We start from the raw sequence: 22,223 nt of genomic DNA on the forward strand, positions 1-22,223 counted from the left end.
CCGAGCACGGCGCTTCTTGTGTACGCATAGAGACGGCGACCGTCGGTGGCGGATCTTGACGCGACGACGCCCCGCCGCGAGTTGCGTCGGGGGCGTCGTCAGACTGTGGCGACCGAGGTCACTCGGTCTCGTCGAGGTCGATTTCGTCGCCCTCGAGGTCGTTCGAGGCGTACTCGGGCGAGCCCTCTCGGGGTGCGCCACCGGTGGGGCCGTCGTTGCCCTCGCCGACACCGGGGAAGACCGTCTCGCCGGCGACCGCGTCGTTGGTCGCGATCTGCTCGGACTCGGCGAACTCGTCGGCCTGGTCGTAGGGCTGGTCACCCGATGCTGCGGCGGTGTTGGTGTCACTCATGATGCGTCCTTCCGAAAGCGGTGCGGGGTGATGGGGGAGCGGCTCAGGCCAGGCCGAGCTGCTGCTTAAGGCCGGCCTCGTCGGTGGCGCCCCAGCGCTCGGTGAGGAAATTCAAGACCCGCGGAGACAAAGACCCCTTACGCACTCCCGCTTCGACGAGTAGCGTCATGCCAAATCGAAAATATCGATTGGAAATGAGGGATAGATATGAACAAATCTCATCAGCTGGCCTTCCTGGGGGCGGCCAGCATGATCGTCCTAAGCGCACTAGGAGCTGGGCCCGCGAGTGCCGAAACTGCCACGACTGAGGGGCCAGTTGTTCTGCCGCCCACAACGTCATACGAGCAGGCCCTCGATTGGCTGAAGGACCACAGCGGGGAACAGACCCGCCAAAGCATCGAAGCGACCAGTGCTCTGGCTAGTCCATCGGTTCACGTCGAGGAATATGTGGACGAACAAGGACAGGTTCTCTCGGCGGTGGCAGTGAACAAAGCTTCGGCGCTTCAACGGGCCGTCTACTGGACGTCCCCGGGCTGCACAACCACCGGGGCATGCCTTACCTCCGGCGGCCGCAACCTGGGCTACAGCGGGACAGGTTCGCTAAGCGGCTCTTGGAGCGGCGTAACGCGAATCGCGGCAGGTAACGCTACAACGGGCCTGTGGCAAGGGAATGTAGTCAAGTTGGTCGTCAAAAACAAGGCTACTTCTTACCAGACGCCCGTTGGCGGAAACAAGATTGTGCGGACGCCCTAATAACTGCAAGGGCCGCCGGTCGTGTTCTTGAGGCACGGCTGGCGGCCCGTCGCATTTCTTGCGCCCCTACTTGACGAGGGGACGACTTAGTATCACTCGACCTCGTCGAGGTCGATTTCGTCGCCCTCGAGGTCGTTCGAGGCGTACTCGGGCGAGCCCTCTCGGGGTGCGCCACCGGTGGGGCCGTCGTTGCCCTCACCGACACCGGGGAAGACCGTCTCGCCGGCGACGGCGTCGTTGGTCGCGATCTGCTCGGATTCGGCGAACTCGTCGGCCTGGTCGTAGGGCTGGTCGCCCGATGCTGCGGGGGTGTTGGTGTCGCTCATGATGCGTCCTTCCGAAAGCGGTGCGTGGTGGTGGGGGAGCGGCTCAGGCCAGGCCGAGCTGCTGCTTGAGGCCGGCCTCGTCGGTGGCGCCCCAGCGCTCGACCAGCAGACCGTCCTCGTCGAAGCGGCCGACCTGGATGCCGCGCACGGTGAACGACTTGCCCGTGGGCTCGGCGCCCTGGAACGTGCCCGTGTGCGTGCCCGAGATCGTGAAGACCGCGGTGACGTTCTCGTCGTCGGCGACGAGCGTCTCGACGCCGAGGTCGGCGTCGGGGAAGGCCGCGAAGAACTCGGTCCAGAAGGCCTGGATGCCCGCGAGGCCGGCGGGTGCGTCGGGGGCCGGGTCGTGGTCGACGACGTCGGCGTGGAAGCCCTCGCCGAGGCGGTCGATCTCACGGGTGGTCAGGATCTCGCCGATGCGTTCCTGCGTGGCGAGGTTCTTCTCTTTCGACATGCGTGTCTCCGTCTTCTCGTTCTGTCGGGGTGCCTCTCGTCTACTCCCCAGGTCGTCGGTGGCCGCCGATGCTCACAGCAGACGCGACGCTCGGCGTACCCCTCGGGTCGCCCGCTAGGCTGACCGCTGGCCCATATGTCTTCATGTCGAGATGGCTCGATGTCGAGACGGATCATGGTGAGACGACGCAGCGATGCGGATTGGAAGAACAGCGTGGATCTTTTCGAGTACCAGGCCAGAGACCTGTTCGAGCAGTACGGCGTGCCCGTGTTGCCGGGCATCGTGGCCGACACCCCCGAGGAGGCGCGAGCGGCGTCCGAGAAGCTGGGTGGCGTCACCGTCGTGAAGGCCCAGGTCAAGGTCGGCGGCCGTGGCAAGGCCGGCGGCGTGAAGGTGGCGAAGACCCCGGACGACGCCGAGGCCGCAGCGAAGGACATCCTTGGGCTCGACATCAAGGGCCACGTCGTCAAGCGCGTCATGATCGCCGGTGGCGCCCAGATCGCTCAGGAGTTCTACTTCTCGGTGCTGCTCGACCGCGCCAACCGCTCGTACCTCTCGCTCTGCAGCGTCGAGGGCGGCATGGAGATCGAGCAACTCGCCGTCGAGAAGCCCGACGCCCTCGCGCGCATCGAGGTCGACCCCCGCTCGGGCATCGACCTGGCGAAGGCCACCGAGATCGCGAAGGCCGGCGGGTTCCCCGACGAGCTGATCGAGAAGGTCGCGCCCGTGCTGGTCAAGCTCTACGCCGTCTACGAGGGCGAGGACGCCACGCTCGTCGAGGTCAACCCGCTCGTCCTCACCGAGCAGGGCGACATCGTCGCCCTCGACGGCAAGGTCTCGATCGACGAGAACGCCGAGTTCCGTCACCCCGGCCACGCCGAGCTCGAGGACGCCGACGCGGCCGACCCGCTCGAGGCGAAGGCCAAGGCCGCGGGCCTCAACTACGTGAAGCTCGACGGCGAGGTCGGCATCATCGGCAACGGCGCCGGGCTCGTCATGTCGACGCTCGACGTCGTCGCCTACGCCGGCGAGGCGCACGGCGGCGTGAAGCCCGCCAACTTCCTCGACATCGGCGGCGGAGCGAGCGCCGAGGTCATGGCGGCGGGGCTCGACGTGATCCTGGGCGACGCCCAGGTCAAGAGCGTCTTCGTCAACGTCTTCGGTGGCATCACCGCCTGTGACGCGGTCGCCAACGGCATCGTCGCCGCCCTCGGCATCCTCGGCGACGCGGCCACCAAGCCGCTCGTCGTGCGACTCGACGGCAACAACGTCGACGAGGGTCGACGCATCCTGGCGGAGGCCGCGCACCCGCTGGTCACCGTCGTCGCGACCATGGACGAGGCTGCCGACAAGGCCGCCGAGCTGGCTTCGAAGTAAGGACTGCACAGAACAATGTCGATCTTCCTCAACAAGGACAGCAAGGTCATCGTCCAGGGCATCACCGGCGGCGAGGGCACCAAGCACACCGCCCTCATGCTCAAGGCCGGAACCCAGGTCGTCGGTGGCGTCAACGCCCGCAAGGCCGGCACGACCGTCACCCACGGTGACGTCGAGCTGCCCGTCTTCGGCACCGTCACCGAGGCCGTCGCCGAGACCGGCGCCGACGTCTCGATCGTCTTCGTACCGCCGGCGTTCGCCAAGGACGCCGTCGTCGAGGCCATCGAGGCCGAGGTGCCGCTCGTCGTCGTCATCACCGAGGGCATCCCGGTGCAAGACGCTGCCGAGTTCTGGGCGCTCGCCAAGGCCAAGGGTGGCACGACCCGCATCATCGGTCCGAACTGCCCCGGCATCATCACGCCGGGCGAGTCGCTGGTCGGCATCACGCCCGCCTCGATCTCGGGTTCGGGGCCCATCGGCCTGGTCTCGAAGTCGGGCACCCTGACCTACCAGATGATGTTCGAGCTGCGCGACCTCGGCTTCTCGACCGCCATCGGCATCGGCGGCGACCCGGTCATCGGCACGACGCACATCGACGCCCTCGAGGCGTTCGAGGCCGACCCCGACACCAAGGCCATCGTCATGATCGGCGAGATCGGCGGCGACGCCGAAGAGCGCGCCGCCGACTACATCAAGGCGCACGTCACCAAGCCCGTCGTCGGCTACGTCGCGGGCTTCACGGCCCCCGAGGGCAAGACGATGGGTCACGCCGGTGCGATCGTGTCCGGCTCGGCCGGCACCGCCCAGGCCAAGAAAGAGGCACTCGAGGCCGCCGGCGTCAAGGTCGGCAAGACGCCGAGCGAGACCGCGGCGCTGCTCCGTGAGGTCTTCGCCTCCCTCTAGGGGCCGACCCGCGCCTCCTCGACGGGCGTGTTCGTCACGGCCGGTCGTCCTCGGACGCCCGGTCACGACGGACACGCCCGTCGTCGTCCGTGTGGGCGCGGTGCAGGCGCGGCACGGCTGCCGACCGGTGTCGTCGTCGTGGGCGGCGGGGCAGCAGGCCGGCCCCGGTCGGCACCGGTACAGTCGCTCGCGATGAACCGCCCAGTCACCGCCCTCTTCTCCGCGCTCGAAGCCCTGCTCGTCGTGGCCATCGGCGTCGGCATCCCCCTCGTCGTGCTGACCTCGCTCTGGGCGTTCCAGTACGGCCTGCAGATCGACTGGGTCGTCTTCTGGCGAGCAGCCGTCGACTCGTGGCTCGTCGGGCACGGAGCCGACCTGACCGTCCAGCTCAGCGCCGACGCGGCCGCGGCGACGGGCATCCCCGGGGCCGACGCCCCCATCGTCGTCTCGCTGGCCGCGCTCGGCTTCGCCCTGCTCACGGTGCTGATGGGGGTCCGCGCCGGCCGCGCCGCCGCCGAGACCGCCCACCGCACGACCGGCGTGCTCGTCACGATCGGCACCTTCGCCCTGCTGTCCCTCGCCCTGGCGGCCTCGGCGCAGCACGAGCTCGCGCGCCCGTCGGTGTGGCAGGGCACCCTGCTGCCCGCGCTCGTCTACGCCGTGCCCGTCGTGGCCATGGCCGAGGTCACGCGCCGTCGACGGGGCGAGACCGCCGACCCGGTCACCGGTGCCGTCGTCGGGCTGCTGTCCCGGCTGCCCGGACAGGTGACCGGCATCGCGGCCGCCGGGCTGCGCCTCGGGACCGCGGCCGCGTCCACCGTCCTGGCCGTGTCGGCCCTGGTCGTCTCGGTGCTGATCGTGACGAACTACGCCGAGATCATCACCCTGTACGAAGGCGCGCACGGCGGGTTCCTCGGCGGACTCGCGCTGACGCTCGGTCAGCTCGCGTTGCTCCCCGACGTCGTCGTGTGGGCGGCGTCGTGGCTGGTCGGCCCCGGCTTCGCCATCGGCACCGGGTCGTCGATCTCGCCCCTCGGCACCGCCGTCGGTCCGATGCCCGCGATCCCCTTCCTCGGCGCCCTGCCCACCGCCGACCTGACGTTCGGGTTCGTCGGGCTGCTGGTGCCGGTCGTCGCCGCGTACGTCTGCGCGACGCTGCTGAGGCCGAAGCTGCAGCGGATGCTCGCCGGGCACGGTGTCGACGACATGGTCCGTCGCATCGTCGCCGCGGTCGTCGGCGGGCTCGTCGGGGGAGTGCTGCTGGGCCTGCTCGCCTGGGCGGCCTCGGGTTCGGCCGGGCCCGGGCGACTGACCGAGGTCGGACCGGACCCGCTGCTGGTCGGCGGGTTCGCGGCGCTCGAGTTCGCCGTCGCCGGTGTGCTGGCCATGGTCGTCACGCCGCCGAGGTTCGCGGGAGAGCGGGCCGCGACCACGTCGGACGGGCCCCGCACGAAGCGGCGCGACGATCCGGATGTCGACGCGACCGCGACGACCGGGCCCGTGCCCGTGGCTGCCCCGCGGCACGACGGTGACGACACCGAGCGCATCGAGGGCATCACGCGCTGACGTCGTCGTCCGGCCGACCGACCGACGACCGAGCCCCGTCTCCGCCGCCCCACGGCGCGCGTGCCCGGCCCGCTAGGCTTGCCGGGTGCTGAAGCTCGTGGTGCTCATCTCCGGTGGCGGCTCGAACCTCCGGGCGCTGCTCGAGGCCGCGAGCGACGCCGAGTACCCGGCCCGCGTGGTCGCCGTCGGCGCCGACCGCGAGGCCGACGGCTTCGAGCACGCCGAGCACTTCGGGGTGCCGACCTTCTCGGTCGCCTTCTCGAACTTCGCCGATCGTGCCGCCTGGGGTGACGAACTGCTCGCCCAGATCGAGCAGTGGCAGCCCGACCTCGTGGTGCTCAGCGGCTTCATGCGGCTCGTGCCGCCGCGGGTCGTCGCCGCCCTCGCCCCGAACCTGATCAACACGCACCCCGCCTACCTGCCCGAGTTCCCCGGGGCGCACGGCGTGCGTGACGCGCTCGCGGCCGGCGTCGAGCAGACCGGCGCCAGCGTGATCGTCGTCGACGAGGGCGTCGACAGCGGCCCGATCCTCGCGCAACGCCGCATCCCGGTGCTGCCCGGCGACGACGAGTCGTCGCTGCACGACCGCATCAAGGTCGTCGAGCGCGAACTGCTCGTCCAGACCGTGCTCGACATCGCCAACGGAACGACCACTCTCGAACAGGAGCCCACCGCATGAGCGGCCACGCCATCGATCCCAGCCTCTACCGCGACCGTGACGCCGTGCCCGTGCGACGGGCGCTGATCAGCGTCAGCGACAAGACGGGCCTGCTCGACCTGGCCGCCGCCCTGTCGGCCTCCGGCGTCGAGATCGTGTCGACCGGCTCGACCGCCCAGACCATCCGCGACGCCGGCCACGCCGTCACCGACGTCAGCAGCGTCACCGGGTTCCCCGAGTCGCTCGACGGTCGCGTCAAGACCCTGCACCCCGCGGTGCACGCCGGCATCCTCGCCGACCTGCGGCTCGAGGCGCACGAGGCCCAGCTGGCCGAACTCGACATCGCCGCGTTCGAGCTCGTCGTCGTCAACCTCTACCCGTTCGTCGAGACCGTCGCGTCGGGTGCCGACGTGCCGACCGTCATCGAGAACGTCGACATCGGCGGGCCCGCCATGGTGCGGGCCGCCGCGAAGAACCACGCGAACGTCGCCATCGTCGTGTCACCGACGAACTACCCGCAGGTCGTCAAGGCGCTCACGCTCGGCGGCACGACCCTGGCCCAGCGTCAGCGTCTCGCCGGTGAGGCCTTCGCCCACACGGCCGCGTACGACACGGCAGTCGCGGCGTACTTCGCCGCACACGTGGGTGCGCGCGCCGAGGCCGACGCGTCCGCCGCGGCGACCGGCGCCTCCTCGTCCGTCGTCGACGAGCAGGAGGCGCGGGCCGACTTCGAGCCCACGGTCACCCTCTCGGCCGAGCGGCAGCACACCCTCCGCTACGGCGAGAACGCCCACCAGGCCGCCGCGATCTACGCGACGCCCGGGGCCCACGGCATCGCGCAGGCGACGCAGCTGCACGGCAAAGAGATGTCGTACAACAACTACGTCGACGCCGACGCGGCCCTGCGCGCCGCGTTCGACTTCGACGAGCCGGCCGTCGCGATCATCAAGCACGCGAACCCGTGCGGCATCGCCGTCGCTTCCCCCGACGCCGTCGACGCCATCGCCGACGCGCACCAGCGGGCCCACGCCTGCGACCCCGTGTCGGCGTTCGGCGGCGTCATCGCGGCCAACCGCCCGGTCACCCGAGCCATGGCCGAGACGGTGAAGGACATCTTCACCGAGGTGGTCATCGCGCCGGCCTTCGAGCCCGAGGCCGTCGAGATCCTCAGCGCGAAGAAGAACATCCGCCTGCTGACCCTGCCGGCCGACTTCGCGCGCGACGCCCGCGAGGTCAAGCAGATCTCGGGCGGTCTGCTCGTCCAGGACGCCGACCGCTTCGACGGGTTCACGTCCGACGCCTGGACGCTGGTCGCCGGCGACGAGGCCGACGCCGCGACGCGTGCCGACCTCGAGTTCGCCTGGAAGGCGTCGCGCGCCGTCAAGTCGAACGCGATCCTGCTCGCCTCGGGCGGGGCATCGGTCGGCGTCGGCATGGGCCAGGTCAACCGGGTCGACTCGTGCCACCTCGCCGTCGACCGCGCCGGGGCCCGCGCCGCCGGGTCGGTCGCGGCGTCCGACGCGTTCTTCCCGTTCGCCGACGGCCTGCAGGTGCTGCTCGACGCCGGCGTGGCCGCGGTGGTGCAGCCCGGCGGGTCGATCCGCGACGACGAGGTCGTGGCCGCGGCGAAGGCCGCCGGCGTGACCATGTACTTCACGGGCGAGCGCCACTTCTTCCACTAGGTCGCCGTCGACGAGGGTCCGGAGGCGCGTGTCGCGTCGTCCACCGATCCGAACGATTCCGTCTTGCGGCGGAGTCGACGGCACGCATATCCTGTAAGGCTGCTCACAGCCGGTCGGACACGACCGCACGGACGGACGACGACACTCAGGAGGACATGATGACGACGACGACACTGACCACGGTGGGCACGGCCACCGACGGTGCTCGCGTGGGTCGCGCCTCCTCGGCGTATCCGAGCCCGGCGCCGATCAGCTAGACGAGACGGCCCGCCGCCCACCGGCACCACTCCGACACCCCGCCCGGCGACGCCCCGGGCGATACCGCGCGACCATGCGTCCTCCCAGGACGGTCGCCGCACCACCTTTCTCCACAACGGGTCAGCGCTCTGCGCTGTCGCCTGTGCCAGATCACGACACTTGGATCACCCATGTCTCAGAAGTCCTCGTCCGCCCGTCCGCCCGACACCGCGAAGCGTCCCTCGACGGTGCAGTCGCTCACCCGGCTGTACCCGTACGTCAAGCCTGCCCTGCCCCGCATCGTGCTCGGCATGGTCGCGGCCCTGCTCGCCGCCGTCGTCGCCCTGCTGATCCCCCTCGTCCTGCAGCTCCTCGTCGACGGACCGCTGTCGAGCGGTGACCGGTCGCAGGTGTGGCCCGCCTTCGCCGTCGTGCTGGGCCTCGGCGTCGCCGAGGCGATCATGATCGGTGCTCGCCGCCGACTGGTGCTCACCCCGAGCACCCACGTCGAGGCGACCATGCGCAACGCCCTGTACGCCAAGCTGCAAGACCTGCCGGTGGCGTTCCACGACCGGTGGCAGAGCGGCCAGCTGCTGAGCCGGTCGGTCAGCGACCTCAGCCTCATCCGTCGCTGGCTCGCGTTCGGCGTCGTGCTGCTCGTCGTCAACGTGCTCACCATCGTCGTCGGCTTCGTCGTGCTGTTCTCGTACAGCTGGGTGTTGGGCCTGGTCTTCCTCGTCGCGTCGCTGCCCGTGTTCTTCGTCAGCTTCGCCTTCGAGAAGCGGTACTCGATCGTCGCCCGTCGGTCCCAGGACCAGGTCGGCGACCTGGCGACCAGCGTGGAAGAGAGCGTCCACGGCATCCGGGTCCTCAAGGCCTTCGGTCGCGGCAAGCACTCGCTGCGCGAGTTCGCGAAGCAGGCCGAAGACCTCCGTGGCACCGAGATCGAGAAGGCCAAGGCCATCTCGAAGCTGTGGCTCTGGCTGCTGCTCGTCCCCGACGTGGCCTTCGCGCTGTGCCTGCTCGGCGGCGTCTGGCTCGCCGCCGACGGCCAGCTGACCGTCGGCCAGCTGTTCGCCTTCTTCGCGACGGCGACCGTGCTGCGCTGGCCGGTCGAGTCGATCGGCTTCCTGCTGTCGATGACCTTCGACACCCGCACGGCCGTCGACCGCTACTTCGAGGTGATGGACAGCGAGAACACGGTGACCGACCCCGAGAACCCGTCGACGATCGCCGAACCCCACGGTCGCCTCGAGTTCAAGGGCACGCACTTCCGCTACCAGGACTCGCCGGCCCAGTTCTCGGACCTCGTCAACGGGGTCGACCTGGTCGTCGAGCCCGGCGAGACGATGGCCCTCGTCGGTCTCACCGGCTCGGGCAAGACCACGCTCCTGTCCCTCGTGTCGCGGCTCTACGACGTCACCGGCGGGCAGGTCCTGATCGACGGCGTCGACGTCCGCGATCTCAGCCGCGAAGAGCTCCGCCGTCACATCGGCATGGCGTTCGAGGACGCCACGCTGTTCAGCGCGTCCGTGCGGGACAACGTGCTGCTCGGCCGACCCGATCTCGCGGACGACCCCGACGAGGCCGACCGGGTGATGCGCGAGGCACTCGAGATCGCCCAGGCCGACTTCGTCGATCGGCTGCCCGAGGGCGTCGACACCCGGGTGGGCGAAGAAGGGCTCAGCCTGTCCGGCGGACAGCGCCAGCGCCTCGCCCTGGCTCGGGCCATCGCGGCCCGCCCGGCCGTGCTGGTGCTCGACGACCCGTTGTCGGCCCTCGACGTCGACACCGAGGCGCGCGTCGAGGCCGGTCTGAGGCGCGTGCTCGCCTCGACGACGTCCCTGATCGTCGCCCACCGGCCGTCGACGGTCACCCTGGCCGACCGGGTCGCGCTGCTCGAGAACGGCACGGTCACCGCGGTGGGCCGCCACTCCGACCTCATCGCGAGCAACGAGCACTACCGCTACGTCATCTCGTCGCTCGACGACGACTCCACCACCAGCCGAGAGGAGGTGCTGGCATGACCGACACGACACTCGAGGACGACCGTCCCGATCGCCCGGCCGTCGCCGACGGCCCCGTCGAACGCGAGGCACTCGACGGACGCACCCCCGCCGAGAAGCGCGCCGAGCAGGGCTCGACGACGCAGGGCGTGCGCGGCGAAGAGCGCGAGAACTTCACCAAGGACGAGAGCAAGAGGCTGCGCCGTCGTTCGCTGCGCCTCCTCGGGTCGCTCGTGCACCCGCTCCGGTGGCGTCTCGCGCTGATGGGCGTCGTCGTCGTCATCAGCACGGCCTCGCAGGTCGCGGGTCCGGCCCTGATCGCGATCGGCATCGACACGGCCCTGCCGGCGCTGATGGACGACCAGGACTGGGCGCCCGCGATCCTCGTCGTGGTCGCCTACCTGGTGACCGGCGTGATCGGTGCGGTGTTGATGGCGCAGTACACGGTGCTGTCGGCGCGCATCAGCCAGGCGATCCTGTTCGACCTGCGCAAGCGTCTGTTCCTGCACACGCAACGGCTCAGCCTCGAGTTCCACGAGACGTACACGTCGGGCCGCATCATCTCGCGCCAGACGAGCGACCTGGACTCGATCCGCGAGCTGCTGGACTCGGGCATCAACCAACTCGTCTCGGGCCTGCTGTACATGGTCTTCACCGCCGTCGCCCTCGTCGCGCTCGACCCGCGGAGCGGCCTCGTCCTCGCCGTGGCCCTCGTGCCGCTCGTGGCTCTGACCAGGTGGTTCCAGGTGCGCTCGCAGAAGCTGTTCCGGGCCACCCGCGTCACGAGTGCCCGCGTCATCGTGCATTTCGTCGAGACGATGACGGGCATGCGCGCGGTGCAGGCCTTCCGCAAGGAGGCGCGCAACGAGAAGGAGTACGCCGGCCACGTCGAGGACTACCGGCAGGCCAACTCGAAGGTGTTCACGCTGTTCGGCACCTTCGACCCGGGCCTGGTGCTCATCGGCAACGCGACCCTCGCGGCGGTCGTGCTCTTCGGCGGCTTCCGGGTGATCGACGGTTCGCTCGAGATCGGCGCCCTGCTCGCGGTGGCGCTCTACGCGAAGCGGTTCTTCGACCCGGCCGAAGAGATGGCCATGTTCTACAACGGCTACCAGTCGGCGTCGGCCGCGCTCGAGAAGATCTCGGGCGTGCTCGAGGAGCAGCCGAGCGTGCCCGACCCGACGCGCCCGGTCGACCTGTGGCACGCCGAGGGGCAGGTGCACTTCGACGACGTCGAGTTCGCCTACAACGCCGACACGGTCGTGCTGCCCGGCTTCGACCTCCACGTGCCCGCGGGGCAGACCATCGCCCTCGTCGGATCGACGGGGGCCGGCAAGTCGACGTTGGCGAAGCTCATCTCGCGCTTCTACGACCCGACGCGCGGGGCGGTGACGCTCGACGGCGTCGACTTGCGCGACCTGCACCCGAAAGACCTGCGCCGCGCGATCGTCATGGTCACGCAAGAGGCGTACCTCTTCTCGGGGTCGGTGGCCGACAACATCTCGCTCGGCAAGCCCGACGCGACGCGCGACGAGATCGTGCGGGCGGCGAAGGCGGTCGGGGCGCACGAGTTCATCGAGGCCCTGCCCGACGGGTACGACACCGACGTGAACAAGCGCGGCGGCCGGGTGTCGGCCGGGCAACGTCAGCTGCTGTCATTCGCCCGGGCGTTCATCGCGAACCCGAGCGTGCTGATCCTCGACGAGGCGACGGCGTCGCTCGACATCCCGTCCGAGCGCATGGTCCAAGAGGCGCTGCAGACGTTGCTCGCCGACCGCACCGCCGTCATCATCGCGCACCGCCTGTCGACGGTCGCGATCGCCGACCGGGTGCTCGTGATGGAGCACGGCACCATCGTCGAGGACGGCACCCCGGCCGACCTGATCGCCGGTACCGGTCGCTTCGCGCAGCTGCACGCCGCGTGGCGCGACTCGCTCGTCTGAGATCGCAGCTCGGCTAGCGTGGCCCCGATGATCGACGCGACGACCTACCTGCAGACCTACGACGAGCAACTCCGCACCGACGCCGAGACGCCGAGCGCGATCGGCGTCACCCGGCACGGTCCGTTGCGGCTCGTCACCTTCGCCGGTGGCCGCGGGTTCGTCACCTACCGCGACCTCGGCGTGGCCGACGCCGACGCGGTGCGCGCGCTCGTGGCCGCCGCCGTCGAGCACTTCGACGCCGACGCCGAGATCACCCGGGTCGAGTGGAAGACGCGGGGCCACGACCGGGCGCCCGGGCTGCACGACGCGCTCGTGGCCTCGGGCTTCGAGCCCGGCGAGCCCGAGTCCGTCATGATCGGACCGCTCACGGCGTTGGCGGGTCTCGGGGACGCGCCCGAGGGGGTGACCATCCGTCGGGTCATCACCGGGGCGGACGTGCGGGCGATGAGCGCGATGGTCGACGAGGCGTTCGGCGAAGCGGTCGACGCGCGGACGGCCGACGCGCTGCTCTCGCGGCTGGGTCGCGACGACGGCATGGAGCTCTGGGTCGCCGAGGTCGACGGACGCATGGTCAGCGGTGGCCGACTCGAACCCGTGCCCGGCACGCAGTTCGTCGGCATCTGGGGCGGTGCCACCCTCGAGGCGTACCGCCACCGCGGCATCTACCGGGCGTTGACCGCCGCACGGGCGCGTTCCGCCCTCGCGCAGGGCAAGACCCTCGTGCACAGTGACTCGACCGACGACTCGCGTCCGATCCTCGAGCGGTCGGGCCTGGTCGCCGTGTCGACGACGACCCCGTACGACCGGACGCGCTGAGCGCACCCCGTCAAGGACGGTAGGAGGCGCGCTCGAGATCGACGCGGAAGGTACCCGACCGGCTCCACACGATAGGCGTGCCCTCGACGCGGTACCGCTCGAGGGCCCGCTGCTCGTGGTCGCGCGGGGCATGGCCCGACGCGCGGATCACCCGCCACCAGGGCAGGTCGGCCCCCGCGTACGCCATCACCTGGCCGACGCCACGGGAGGCCCGTGAGCCGAGGGCCGCGGCGACCGAGCCGTAGGTCATCACGTGTCCCGGCGGGATCGACTCGACCACGGCGATCACCCGCGAGACGAAGTCGTCGGGGTGGGGCCGGGAGTCGGCTGCGGGCCCGGGCCCCGGCCCCGTGTCGGGAACGGGCCCCGTGTCGGGAACGGGCCCGGGGTCGCATCCGGTCCCGGCGACGGACCCGGGCTCGTCCCCGGGGGCGGGCGCGTCCGGCGTCACGACGTCGGCCTCACGCGGTGCCGACTCAGACCGGCGACGACGCCAGCGTCAGCCCCGCGACGTGCTCGCCGTAGGGGGTCTCGCCGATGACCTCGAAGCCGATGTGGTGGAAGAACTCTTCGGGCCCGTCGTCGCCCGGCTCGTAGATGACGGTGACCCGGTCGAAGCCGCGGCTGCGGGCCTCGTCGGCGAGGGCGTGCACGGCGAACCGCCCGATGCCCCGGCCCTGGGCGTCGGCCTCGACGTTGATGCGCCAGATGCAGCTGCGCAGTGCCTCGTCGTCGGCCTCGGCGTCGAAGTTGCCCATGATGAAGCCGACGACCGTGCCGTCGTCGTCGACGACGACGCGGGGCCAGGCCGTGGTCGGGTTGACGTAGGCCTCGGCGATCGAGTGCGAGACGGGGGCGACGAACTGCTCTTGCCCCGGCTTGAGCGTGAGGTTGTTGGCCGCGACGACGGTGGCGGCGGACAGTTCTTCGAGGCGCAGACCAGACATGGCATCAGGGTAACGGGGCCTCCCGACGGGCACCACCGCCGGACGGATGACGGGTGGCGGCGCGCGCGCGACCCCCGACGTCGTGGATGATGACGAGAATGAACCGCGGGACGAACCTGCCGGCGATCGGCGGCTACAACCGGTCGGTCGTGCTCGACGCGATCCGGCGAGAGAGCGCGGGCCTCAGCCGGACCGAGATCGCCGGGCGCACCGGACTCAGCCCGCAAGCCGTGACGAACGTCTCGCGCCGGCTGATCGAGGCGGGCCTGATCCGGGAGAGCGGCACCGTGATCAGCGGCCCCGGCAAGCCCCGCACCATGCTGCAGCTCGAGTCCCGGGGGCGCTTCGCGGTCGGCGTGCACGTCGACCCCGCCGTGCTGACGTTCGTGCTGCTCGACCTCGTGGGCACGGTCGTGGCCCACGCCCGCGAGCTGACCCCGTCCGCCAGCGAACCCGACGAGGTGGTGGCCCTGATGGCGCGGGCCATCGACGGGCTGGTCGTCTCGAGCGGCGTCGACCGCGACCTGCTGCTGGGCGTCGGCATCGCCTCACCCGGCCCGGTCGACATCGGGCCCGGCCTCGTGCTCGACCCGCCGATGATGCCGCTCTGGCGGCACGTGCCGCTGCGCCGGGCGCTCAGCGAGGCCACCGGCCTGCCGGTCCTGCTCGAGAAGGACGTCACGGCCTGCGCGGTCGCCGAGCTCTGGCTGAGCGACGGAGGCGCGGGTGAGCGCAGCGACTTCGCCTTCGTCTACTACGGCACCGGCTACGGCACCGGGCTCGTGCTCGGCGGCGACGTGCTGCGCGGGGCCAGCGCGAACGCGGGGGACTCGGGGCACGTGATGGTCGACGACCACGGTCACCGCTGCACCTGCGGGCGGATCGGCTGCGTGGGCGAGCTGATCACGCCGCACGCCCTCGTGCGCGAGGCCGTCGCCACGGGAGTGCTGGTCGAGGGAGACGTGTCGGACGACGCGCTCGCCGAGGCGGCACGCAGCGGGGACGACGTCGACATGCGTCGCATCGACGAGGCGTTCGTCGCCCTGGTCGACAAGGCGGACGCGGGCGACGCCGGGGCCCTGCACGTGCTGCACGGGGCCGGGCGACACCTGGCCCGGGCCCTGGTGACCATCGTCAACCTGCTCGACCTCGACGAGGTCGTCTTCGGCGGACCGTTCTGGGCGCCTCTGTCGCGGCACGTCCTCGCCGTGCTGCCGGCCGCGCTCCGCGACGACCCGGCGTTGGTCCCGAAGCACCCGATCCGGCTCGTCGAGTCGTCGATCGGAATCGACGTCGCGGCCGTCGGAGCGGCCTGCCTGGTGCTCGACCAGACGTTCTCGCCGCGACCGTCCGCCCTGCTGATCCGCGCCTGACGGGGCCGAGCCGCGCCTCCTGCGGCCGGGACCCGCGCCTCCTGGCGTCGTGACCCGCGACTCCTGCGTGACCCGCGCCTCCTCGGCCGTCGCGTCGTTACCGGACCGTTGCGCGCGAGGATCTTGACACGAGTTACTCCATACGATGTAGTAATCGAATCGCGGTCGGGCAGAGCAGCCCGACGCCGACGCGACTGGAGCAAAGGAGCACCATGTCACGCACGTTCACCTCGGCCCGGGGGCGCAAGCGCGCACTGGCCGTCGCCGCCGCAGCGGTCGCCACGGCCCTGCTGGCCTCGGGATGCTCGGGGGGTGCCGGTAGCGGCGACTCCGACACCATCAAGGTCGCGTACCAGAAGTTCGGGACGTTCACGCAGATGGACGCCCACATGAAAGAGACCGCGAAGACCTTCGAGGCGGCCAACCCCGGCATGAAGGTCGAGTTCGTGCCCATCGCGGCGCAGAACGACGACTACTTCACCAAGCTCGCGCTGATGAACCGGTCGGCGGCCACCGCACCCGACGTCATGTACGAGGACACGTTCAAGGTGAAGAGCGACGCGGCGGCCGGCTATCTGCTGCCGCTCGACGAGTACACCGACGCGTGGGACGACTGGGAGAAGTTCTACGACAACGCCAAGGAGGCGGGCGTCGGCGAGGACGGCAAGACCTACGGCATCCCGATGGGCACCGACACGCGGGCCCTCTGGTACAACAAGGACCTCTTCGCGCAGGCGGGGCTGCCCGTGCCGTGGGAGCCGAAGACCTGGCAGGACGTGCTCGACGCGGCCGAGACGGTCAAGGCGAAGGTGCCCGACGTGGTCCCGCTGAACGTCTACTCGGGCAAGCCGCAGGGCGAGGGCGCGACCATGCAGGGCTTCGAGATGCTGCTCTACGGCACGCCGACCGGCACCCTCTACGACGACGAGACCGGCAAGTGGCTCACCGACTCGCAGGGCTTCGTCGACTCGCTCGGCTTCATCGAGGACGTCTACCAGGGCGGCATCGGACCGAAACCCGAGGAGGCGCTGGACACCAACATCGCCACCATCGTCGGTGGTGAGTGGCTTCCGCAGGGCAAGCTCGCCATCGCCCTGGACGGCTCGTGGATGAGCGGCACCTGGCTCGAGACCGGCACCAACCCGTGGCCCGAGTGGAACGACGTGATGGGCCAGGCGCCCATGCCCACCCAGGACGGGGCGAAGCCGGGCGCGACGAGCATGTCGGGCGGCTGGACGCTGGCCGTCGGCTCGAAGACGAAGAACCCCGACAAGGCGTTCGAGTTCATCGCCGACGCGCTCGACAAGGACGGCTCGCAGAGCTACGACATCGCCGCCAGCCAGATCGCGGTGCGCAGCGACGTCGCGGAGGACCCCGAGTACGTCGGCAGCAACCCGACCTTCGCGTTCTTCTCGTCGATCGTGCCGGTGACGCACTTCCGTCCGGCGACCACCGACTACAGCCGCATCTCGAACGAGATCACCGTCGCGATGGAGGCCGTCATGACCGGGCAGCAGTCGCCCGAGGAGGCGGCGGCCGCGTTCGACGACCAACTGGTCGGCATCGTCGGCGAGGACCAGACGCAGAAGGCGGGGGACTAGCCGGATGGCGACCATCGCCCCCACCCCGGTCGGCCGTGAGAGCGGCCGACCGGGGGCCTCCGGGCCCGGCCCCGGGCCCCACGGCGAGAAGTCGGGTCGCCGGGCGGGTGCGTCGAAGGCGCGCGCCCTGCGCACCGGTGCCCGCACCCTGCCGCTCGTCCCGGCGTTCGTGCTGCTGGCCCTGTTCCTGCTGGGGCCCGTCATCTCGAGCTTCTACGGCTCGTTCACCGACGCCTCGCTGACCGGCTACGCCGCCGGCGGGTCGGAGTTCATCGGATTCCGCAACTACACCGAGCTGTTCGCCGACCCGGACTTCCCGAAGTCGGTGCTGCTGACGCTCGCCTTCGTCTTCTTCTCGGCCGTGGTCGGCCAGAACGTCGTCGGCCTGGGGCTCGCCCTGCTGATGCGGAACGGCCACAAGGTCGTGCGCTCGATCGTCGGCACGTTCGTCATCGCCGCGTGGGTGCTGCCCGAGATCGTCGCCGCCTTCGCGGCGTACGCGTTCTTCAACGACGCGGGCACGCTCAACACGGTCCTGTCGTGGTTCGGCATCACGGGCGCCAACTGGCTCTACGCGATGCCGATGCTCTCGGTGATCCTCGCCAACATCTGGCGCGGCGCCGCGTTCTCGATGCTCGTCTACTCGGCGGCGGTTCAGGAGGTGCCCCCCGAGATCTCCGAGTCGGCCGAGGTCGACGGCGCCACCGGCTGGCAACGCCTGGTCTACATCACGCTGCCGGTCATCCGACGCAGCATCTCGACCAACCTCATGCTGACCACGTTGCAGACGCTCTCCGTCTTCACGCTGATCTACGTGATGACCGGCGGCGGACCGGGCACGAACAGCACGACGCTGCCGATCCTGGCCTACCAGGAGGCCTTCCAGTTCTCGCAGCTGGGCTTCGGCACGGCCATCGCCACGATCATGCTGCTCGTCGGAGCGGTGTTCTCGATCATCTACATCAGGGCCCTGAAACCGGAGGTCGACTGACCATGAGCATGACCTCACCCAGCGGCCGCAGCATGAAGGCCGTCTCGAACGCTGTGCTGATCGTCATCGCGATCTGCTTCGCCGTGCCGCTCGCCTGGCTGCTGCTGGCCTCGTTCGACCCGTCGGCGACGCTGTCGGCCAAGGTGCCGTCGCAGTTCACGCTCGACAACTTCACTGCCGTGCTGACGCCCGAGATCTCGTTCGTCCCGCTGGCCAACAGCCTCATCGTGTCGGGTGGCTGCGCCCTGGTGACCGTCGTCGTGGCGATCCTCGCGGCGTACCCGCTCTCGCGGTACCGGATGCGCATCAACAAGCCGTTCCTCTACGGCATCCTGTTCGGCACCGGCCTGCCCATCACCGCGATGATGGTGCCGGTCTACAGCCTGTTCGTCTCGCTGAACCTGATCGACTCGATCGGCGGCACGGTGTTCTTCCTGGCCGCGACCAGCCTGCCGATGGCGATCTGGATGGCGAAGAACTTCATGGACTCGGTGCCGATCTCGCTCGAGGAGGCCGCCTGGACCGACGGGGCCTCGATGTTCTCGACCCTGACGCGCATCGTCGTGCCGCTCATGCGGCCGGGCATCGCCGTGGTGTTCATCTTCGTCTTCATCCAGGCCTGGGGGAACTTCTTCGTGCCGTTCGTGCTGCTGCTCAGCCCCGACAAGCAGCCGGCTGCCGTGAGCATCTTCAACTTCTTCGGGCAGTACGGCTCGGTGGCCTACGGCCAGCTCGCGGCGTTCTCGATCGTCTACTCGGTGCCCGTCATCGCGTTGTACGTGCTCGTCTCGCGGACCCTCGGTGGCTCGAATGCGCTGGCCGGCGCCGTCAAGGGGTGACGCGCCTCCCCACCAGTGCCCCCCACGCCCTCTCGATCCACAGAACGACCCGCCCCACCGCGCGCTCCGGCGCGCCCGTCAGGAGACTGATCCCATGCACGACAACACCGTCCTCGTCGAGGCCCGCATCGACCGCTTCGTCCGCGACCGCATCACTCCGGCGGTCTACCGCCGGGCCGTGCCGCTGACGATCACGGCTTGGGAGGCACCGGGTGAGCCGGTCCCCTTCGCCGAGGCCGTCTCGCCGACGTACGAGCCGTTCGCCATCGGCTCGCCGTGGAGCCGCCCCTGGGGCACCACGTGGGTCCCCGGCACGGGGACGGGGCCCGACGACTTCGGTACCGCCCCGGCCACCGCCCTCGAGCTCGTCGTCGACCTCGGCTTCAGCATCCGCCAGCCCGGGTTCCAGGCCGAGGGCCTCGTCTGGCGACCCGACGGCACCATCGTCAAAGCGATCGAGCCGTACAACGGCTACGTGCCGCTGACGGCGATCGGTGCGGGTGTGACGCCGGGCAGCACGATCGACGTCTACGTCGAGGCCGCGTCGAACCCCGACATCGGTGGCGACGACTTCCACGGCGAGACCCCGTTGGGTGACCCCGAGACCTCGGGCGACGCCCCGATCTACGCCCTGCGCAGCATCGTGCTCGCCGAACGTGACGAGGTCGTCGCCGAACTCGACCGCGACGTCTGGACGCTCGTCGGGCTGATGCGCACCCTCGAGCTCACCTCGCCGCGACGGCACGAGATCCTGCGGGCCCTCGACCGGATGTGCGACGTCGTCGACCACGCCGACGTCGCGGGGTCGGCGACGGCCGGTCGCGTCGCGCTCGCCGACGTGCTCGCGGCGCCGGCGAACGCGAGCGCTCACCGGGTCGTCGCGACCGGACACGCGCACATCGACTCGGCCTGGCTCTGGCCCGTCCGCGAGACGCAGCGCAAGGTCGCCCGCACCTTCTCGAACGTCGTCGCGCTGATGGACGACGACCCCGACTTCGTGTTCGCCGCCTCGAGCGCCCAGCAGTACGCCTGGCTGAAAGAGCACTACCCCGAGCTGTTCGAGCGCGTGAAGCAGAAGGTCGCCGAGGGTCGGTTCGTGCCCGTCGGCGGCATGTGGGTCGAGTCGGACACGAACATGCCCGGCGGTGAGGCGCTCGCCCGTCAGTTCGTCGCGGGCAAGGGGTTCTTCCTCCGCGAGTTCGGCGTCGACGCCGACGAGGTCTGGCTGCCCGACTCGTTCGGCTACACGGGGGCGATGCCGCAGATCGCCCGGGCCGCGGGGGCGAGCTCGTTCTTCACCCAGAAGGAGTCCTGGAACGAGACGAACCGCATGCCGCACCACACGTTCCTCTGGGAGGGCATCGACGGCAGTCGGGTCTTCACGCACTTCCCGCCGGTCGACACCTACAACTCCGACCTCTCGCCGGCCGAGCTCGCCCACGCCGAGCGCGGCTACGCCGAGAAGGGGTTCTCGAACGTCTCGATCGTCCCCTTCGGCTGGGGCGACGGCGGCGGCGGCCCGACCCGCGAGATGATGGCGGCCGCGCGACGGGCCGGCGACCTCGAGGGGTCGCCGCGCGTGACCGTCGGCACCCCCGCCTCCTTCTTCGCCCAGGCGCGCGACGAACTCGCCGACCCGGCCGTGTGGTCGGGCGAGATGTACCTCGAGTTCCACCGCGGCACCTACACCTCGCAGGCCCGCACCAAGCAGGGCAACCGACGCAGCGAACACCTGCTGCGCGAGGCCGAGCTCTGGAGCGCCACGGCGACGGCGCGCGGCCTGCTCGACTACCCCTACGACGAGCTCGAGCAGATCTGGCACGTCGTGTTGCTGCAGCAGTTCCACGACATCCTGCCCGGGTCGTCGATCGCCTGGGTGCACCACGAGGCCGAACGGCACTACGCCCGGGTCGCCGAGCAGCTCGAGACGATCATCGGGTCGGCCCAGCGGGCGCTCGCCGGGTCGGGGTCGGCGACGACCACGTTCAACGCCGGGCCGGTCCCGGCCGCCGGGGTCGACGCGTCGGCCGGCTCGGCAGCGGGTCAGGCGCAGGAGGCGGGGGTCGGGTCGGTCACGCCGGTCGCCTCCGACGGCGGTTGGGTGCTCGACAACGGGCTCGTGCGCGCCGCGTTCGACGGGGACGGCCTGGTCGCCTCGCTGGTCGACGCGACGTCGGGGCGCGACCTCGTCGCTCCGGGCTCGCGGCTCGGGCTGCTGCAGCTCTTCCGCGACACCCCCAACCAGTGGGACGCGTGGGACGTCGACCAGGCCTACAAGAACGTCCGCACCGACCTGGTCGAGGCCGAGTCGGTCGTCGCCGACGGCCGGGCGCTCGTGGTGACGCGTCGTGTCGGCGGCTCGACGATCGTGCAGCGCTGGTGGCTCGACGACGGCGAGGCCGAACTGCACGTGCAGACCGAGGGCGACTGGCGCGAGCGGCAGAAGCTGCTCAAGTTGGCGTTCCCGCTCGACGTGCACGCGGACCGGGCCGCCTCCGAGGTGCAGTTCGGTCACGTGCAGCGCCCGACCCACCAGAACACGTCGTGGGACTTCGCCCGGTTCGAGACCGTCGCGCACCGCTGGGTGCACGTCGCCGCGCCCGGCTTCGGCGTGGCCGTGGCGAACGACGCCCCCTACGGCCACGACATCACGCGGAGCACCCGCGACACGGCCGACGGCGGTGACGGCGGCACGACGACGCTCGTGCGGCAGTCGCCGCTGCGGGCGCCGACCTTCCCCGACCCCCACGCCGACCAGGGGCGGCACGTGCTGCGCTCGTCGGTGCGGGTCGCGCCCGGCGTGCTCGACGCGGCGACCGCGGGCTGCCGCCTCACCCGGCCCGTCCGGCGGGTCGACGGGCGCCCGGTGGGGCGGTCGCGCCGCTCGTCCCCTCGGCGCCGCCCGCCGTGCTGGTCGAGGCGGGCAAGTTGGCCGAGGACCGCGCGGGCGATCTGATCGTGCGGCTGTACGGGGCCCGTGGCGCGCGGGCGGCGACCACGATCACGGTCGACGCAGACAGCGGGTTCGGCGACACGTGGCGAACCGACCTGATCGAGCGCGCGCTCGAGCCGGGCAGCGCCGGGGCGGGTCGATGGGCCGCGGGGGCGGCCGTCGAACTGACGCTGCGTCCGTTCGAGATCGTGACGCTGCGGGTGGCCCGGGCGTAGCGCCTCCGGCCTCCTGTTCCTGCTTCCCGCCTGCCGACGAGGGCGGTCACCCGGTGATGGCCGCCCTCGCCCGCATGCCCGCCCGGCCCCGCCCGCCTGCCCTGGCGTGTGCAAATCGCGACAACTGCAGCCCGGATGCGGCGATGAACCTCCTTCCCCCGGCGTGTCGAGCCCGGCTTGTCGGGGTCGGTACGCGATTGCGGGAGGTGGAGGTCGGGTTCGGCACGCAGG

The 22,223-nt window shown here is 70.7% G+C and carries 17 protein-coding genes and 1 pseudogene; 13 read left to right on the top strand and 5 right to left on the bottom strand.

Going from position 1 to position 22,223, the window contains the following annotated elements; all coding sequences use genetic code 11:
- Positions 1–118 precede the first annotated feature (118 nt).
- From AEQ27_RS17505 to AEQ27_RS15160, 3 genes are all read right to left on the bottom strand, one after another.
- Positions 119–352: a hypothetical protein gene (locus tag AEQ27_RS17505; protein WP_054147425.1), complete on the bottom strand. Its 234-nt coding sequence runs from the start codon at positions 350–352 to the stop codon at positions 119–121.
- A gap of 845 nt (positions 353–1,197) precedes the next feature.
- Positions 1,198–1,431: a hypothetical protein gene (locus AEQ27_RS15155; protein ID WP_054147426.1), complete on the bottom strand. Its 234-nt coding sequence runs from the start codon at positions 1,429–1,431 to the stop codon at positions 1,198–1,200.
- Between the two features lie 43 nt (positions 1,432–1,474).
- Positions 1,475–1,885 (bottom strand): ester cyclase, encoded by a 411-nt coding sequence (locus AEQ27_RS15160; protein WP_054147427.1) that lies wholly within the window; start codon positions 1,883–1,885, stop codon positions 1,475–1,477.
- A 213-nt stretch (positions 1,886–2,098) separates the two neighbouring features.
- On the opposite strand from AEQ27_RS15160, the gene sucC reads away from it, so the two are divergent.
- The 8 genes from sucC (at position 2,099) to AEQ27_RS15200 (ending at position 13,073) form a co-directional block, all read left to right on the top strand.
- Entirely contained in the window at positions 2,099–3,262 is a 1,164-nt protein-coding gene (sucC, locus tag AEQ27_RS15165) for an ADP-forming succinate--CoA ligase subunit beta (protein ID WP_054147428.1), read from the top strand.
- 15 nt (positions 3,263–3,277) lie between these two features.
- The gene (gene sucD, locus AEQ27_RS15170; RefSeq protein ID WP_054147429.1) at positions 3,278–4,165 is read left to right on the top strand and encodes a succinate--CoA ligase subunit alpha; all 888 of its coding nucleotides are present in this window, start codon (positions 3,278–3,280) and stop codon (positions 4,163–4,165) included.
- Between the two features lie 192 nt (positions 4,166–4,357).
- Positions 4,358–5,731 carry a DUF6350 family protein gene (locus tag AEQ27_RS15175; protein WP_200908386.1) on the top strand — a complete coding sequence of 458 codons (1,374 nt, stop codon included), beginning with the start codon at positions 4,358–4,360 and terminating at the stop codon, positions 5,729–5,731.
- Between the two features lie 85 nt (positions 5,732–5,816).
- Positions 5,817–6,410 (top strand): phosphoribosylglycinamide formyltransferase, encoded by a 594-nt coding sequence (gene purN / locus AEQ27_RS15180; RefSeq protein WP_054147430.1) that lies wholly within the window; start codon positions 5,817–5,819, stop codon positions 6,408–6,410.
- Entirely contained in the window at positions 6,407–8,071 is a 1,665-nt protein-coding gene (purH, locus tag AEQ27_RS15185; RefSeq protein WP_054147431.1) for a bifunctional phosphoribosylaminoimidazolecarboxamide formyltransferase/IMP cyclohydrolase, read from the top strand. The genes purN and purH overlap by 4 nt, the downstream gene beginning before the upstream one ends.
- A 428-nt stretch (positions 8,072–8,499) precedes the next feature.
- Positions 8,500–10,335: an ABC transporter ATP-binding protein gene (locus tag AEQ27_RS15190; protein ID WP_054147432.1), complete on the top strand. Its 1,836-nt coding sequence runs from the start codon at positions 8,500–8,502 to the stop codon at positions 10,333–10,335.
- A complete protein-coding gene (locus AEQ27_RS15195; protein ID WP_082383639.1) occupies positions 10,332–12,257 on the top strand; it encodes an ABC transporter ATP-binding protein in 1,926 nt (641 codons plus the stop codon). The genes AEQ27_RS15190 and AEQ27_RS15195 overlap by 4 nt, the downstream gene beginning before the upstream one ends.
- Before the next feature lie 27 nt (positions 12,258–12,284).
- Entirely contained in the window at positions 12,285–13,073 is a 789-nt protein-coding gene (locus tag AEQ27_RS15200; RefSeq protein WP_054147433.1) for a GNAT family N-acetyltransferase, read from the top strand.
- Positions 13,074–13,083: 10 nt separating this feature from the next.
- Here the strand turns inward: AEQ27_RS15200 and AEQ27_RS18435 are convergent, their stop codons facing one another.
- The gene (locus tag AEQ27_RS18435) at positions 13,084–13,524 is read right to left on the bottom strand and encodes an MGMT family protein (protein ID WP_082383640.1); all 441 of its coding nucleotides are present in this window, start codon (positions 13,522–13,524) and stop codon (positions 13,084–13,086) included.
- Between the two features lie 25 nt (positions 13,525–13,549).
- Positions 13,550–14,020 carry an N-acetyltransferase gene (locus AEQ27_RS15210; protein WP_054147435.1) on the bottom strand — a complete coding sequence of 157 codons (471 nt, stop codon included), beginning with the start codon at positions 14,018–14,020 and terminating at the stop codon, positions 13,550–13,552.
- Between the two features lie 98 nt (positions 14,021–14,118).
- On the opposite strand from AEQ27_RS15210, the gene AEQ27_RS15215 reads away from it, so the two are divergent.
- The 5 genes and pseudogenes from AEQ27_RS15215 (at position 14,119) to AEQ27_RS15235 (ending at position 21,992) form a co-directional block, all read left to right on the top strand.
- Positions 14,119–15,393, top strand: a complete 1,275-nt coding sequence (locus AEQ27_RS15215) for an ROK family transcriptional regulator (RefSeq protein ID WP_054147436.1) — start codon at positions 14,119–14,121, stop codon at positions 15,391–15,393.
- Between the two features lie 212 nt (positions 15,394–15,605).
- Complete coding sequence (locus AEQ27_RS15220) at positions 15,606–16,994, top strand: extracellular solute-binding protein (protein WP_054147437.1); 1,389 nt, start codon at positions 15,606–15,608, stop codon at positions 16,992–16,994.
- A gap of 4 nt (positions 16,995–16,998) precedes the next feature.
- A complete protein-coding gene (locus tag AEQ27_RS15225; protein WP_054147438.1) occupies positions 16,999–17,985 on the top strand; it encodes a carbohydrate ABC transporter permease in 987 nt (328 codons plus the stop codon).
- Positions 17,986–17,987: 2 nt separating this feature from the next.
- Positions 17,988–18,824, top strand: coding sequence for a carbohydrate ABC transporter permease (locus AEQ27_RS15230; protein ID WP_054147439.1), 837 nt, complete (start codon positions 17,988–17,990; stop codon positions 18,822–18,824).
- Positions 18,825–18,918: 94 nt separating this feature from the next.
- Positions 18,919–21,992: pseudogene (locus tag AEQ27_RS15235) on the top strand (alpha-mannosidase).
- Positions 21,993–22,223: the final 231 nt, after the last annotated feature.

The organism is Frigoribacterium sp. RIT-PI-h (assembly GCF_001297205.1).
GTDB lineage: Bacteria > Actinomycetota > Actinomycetes > Actinomycetales > Microbacteriaceae > Frigoribacterium.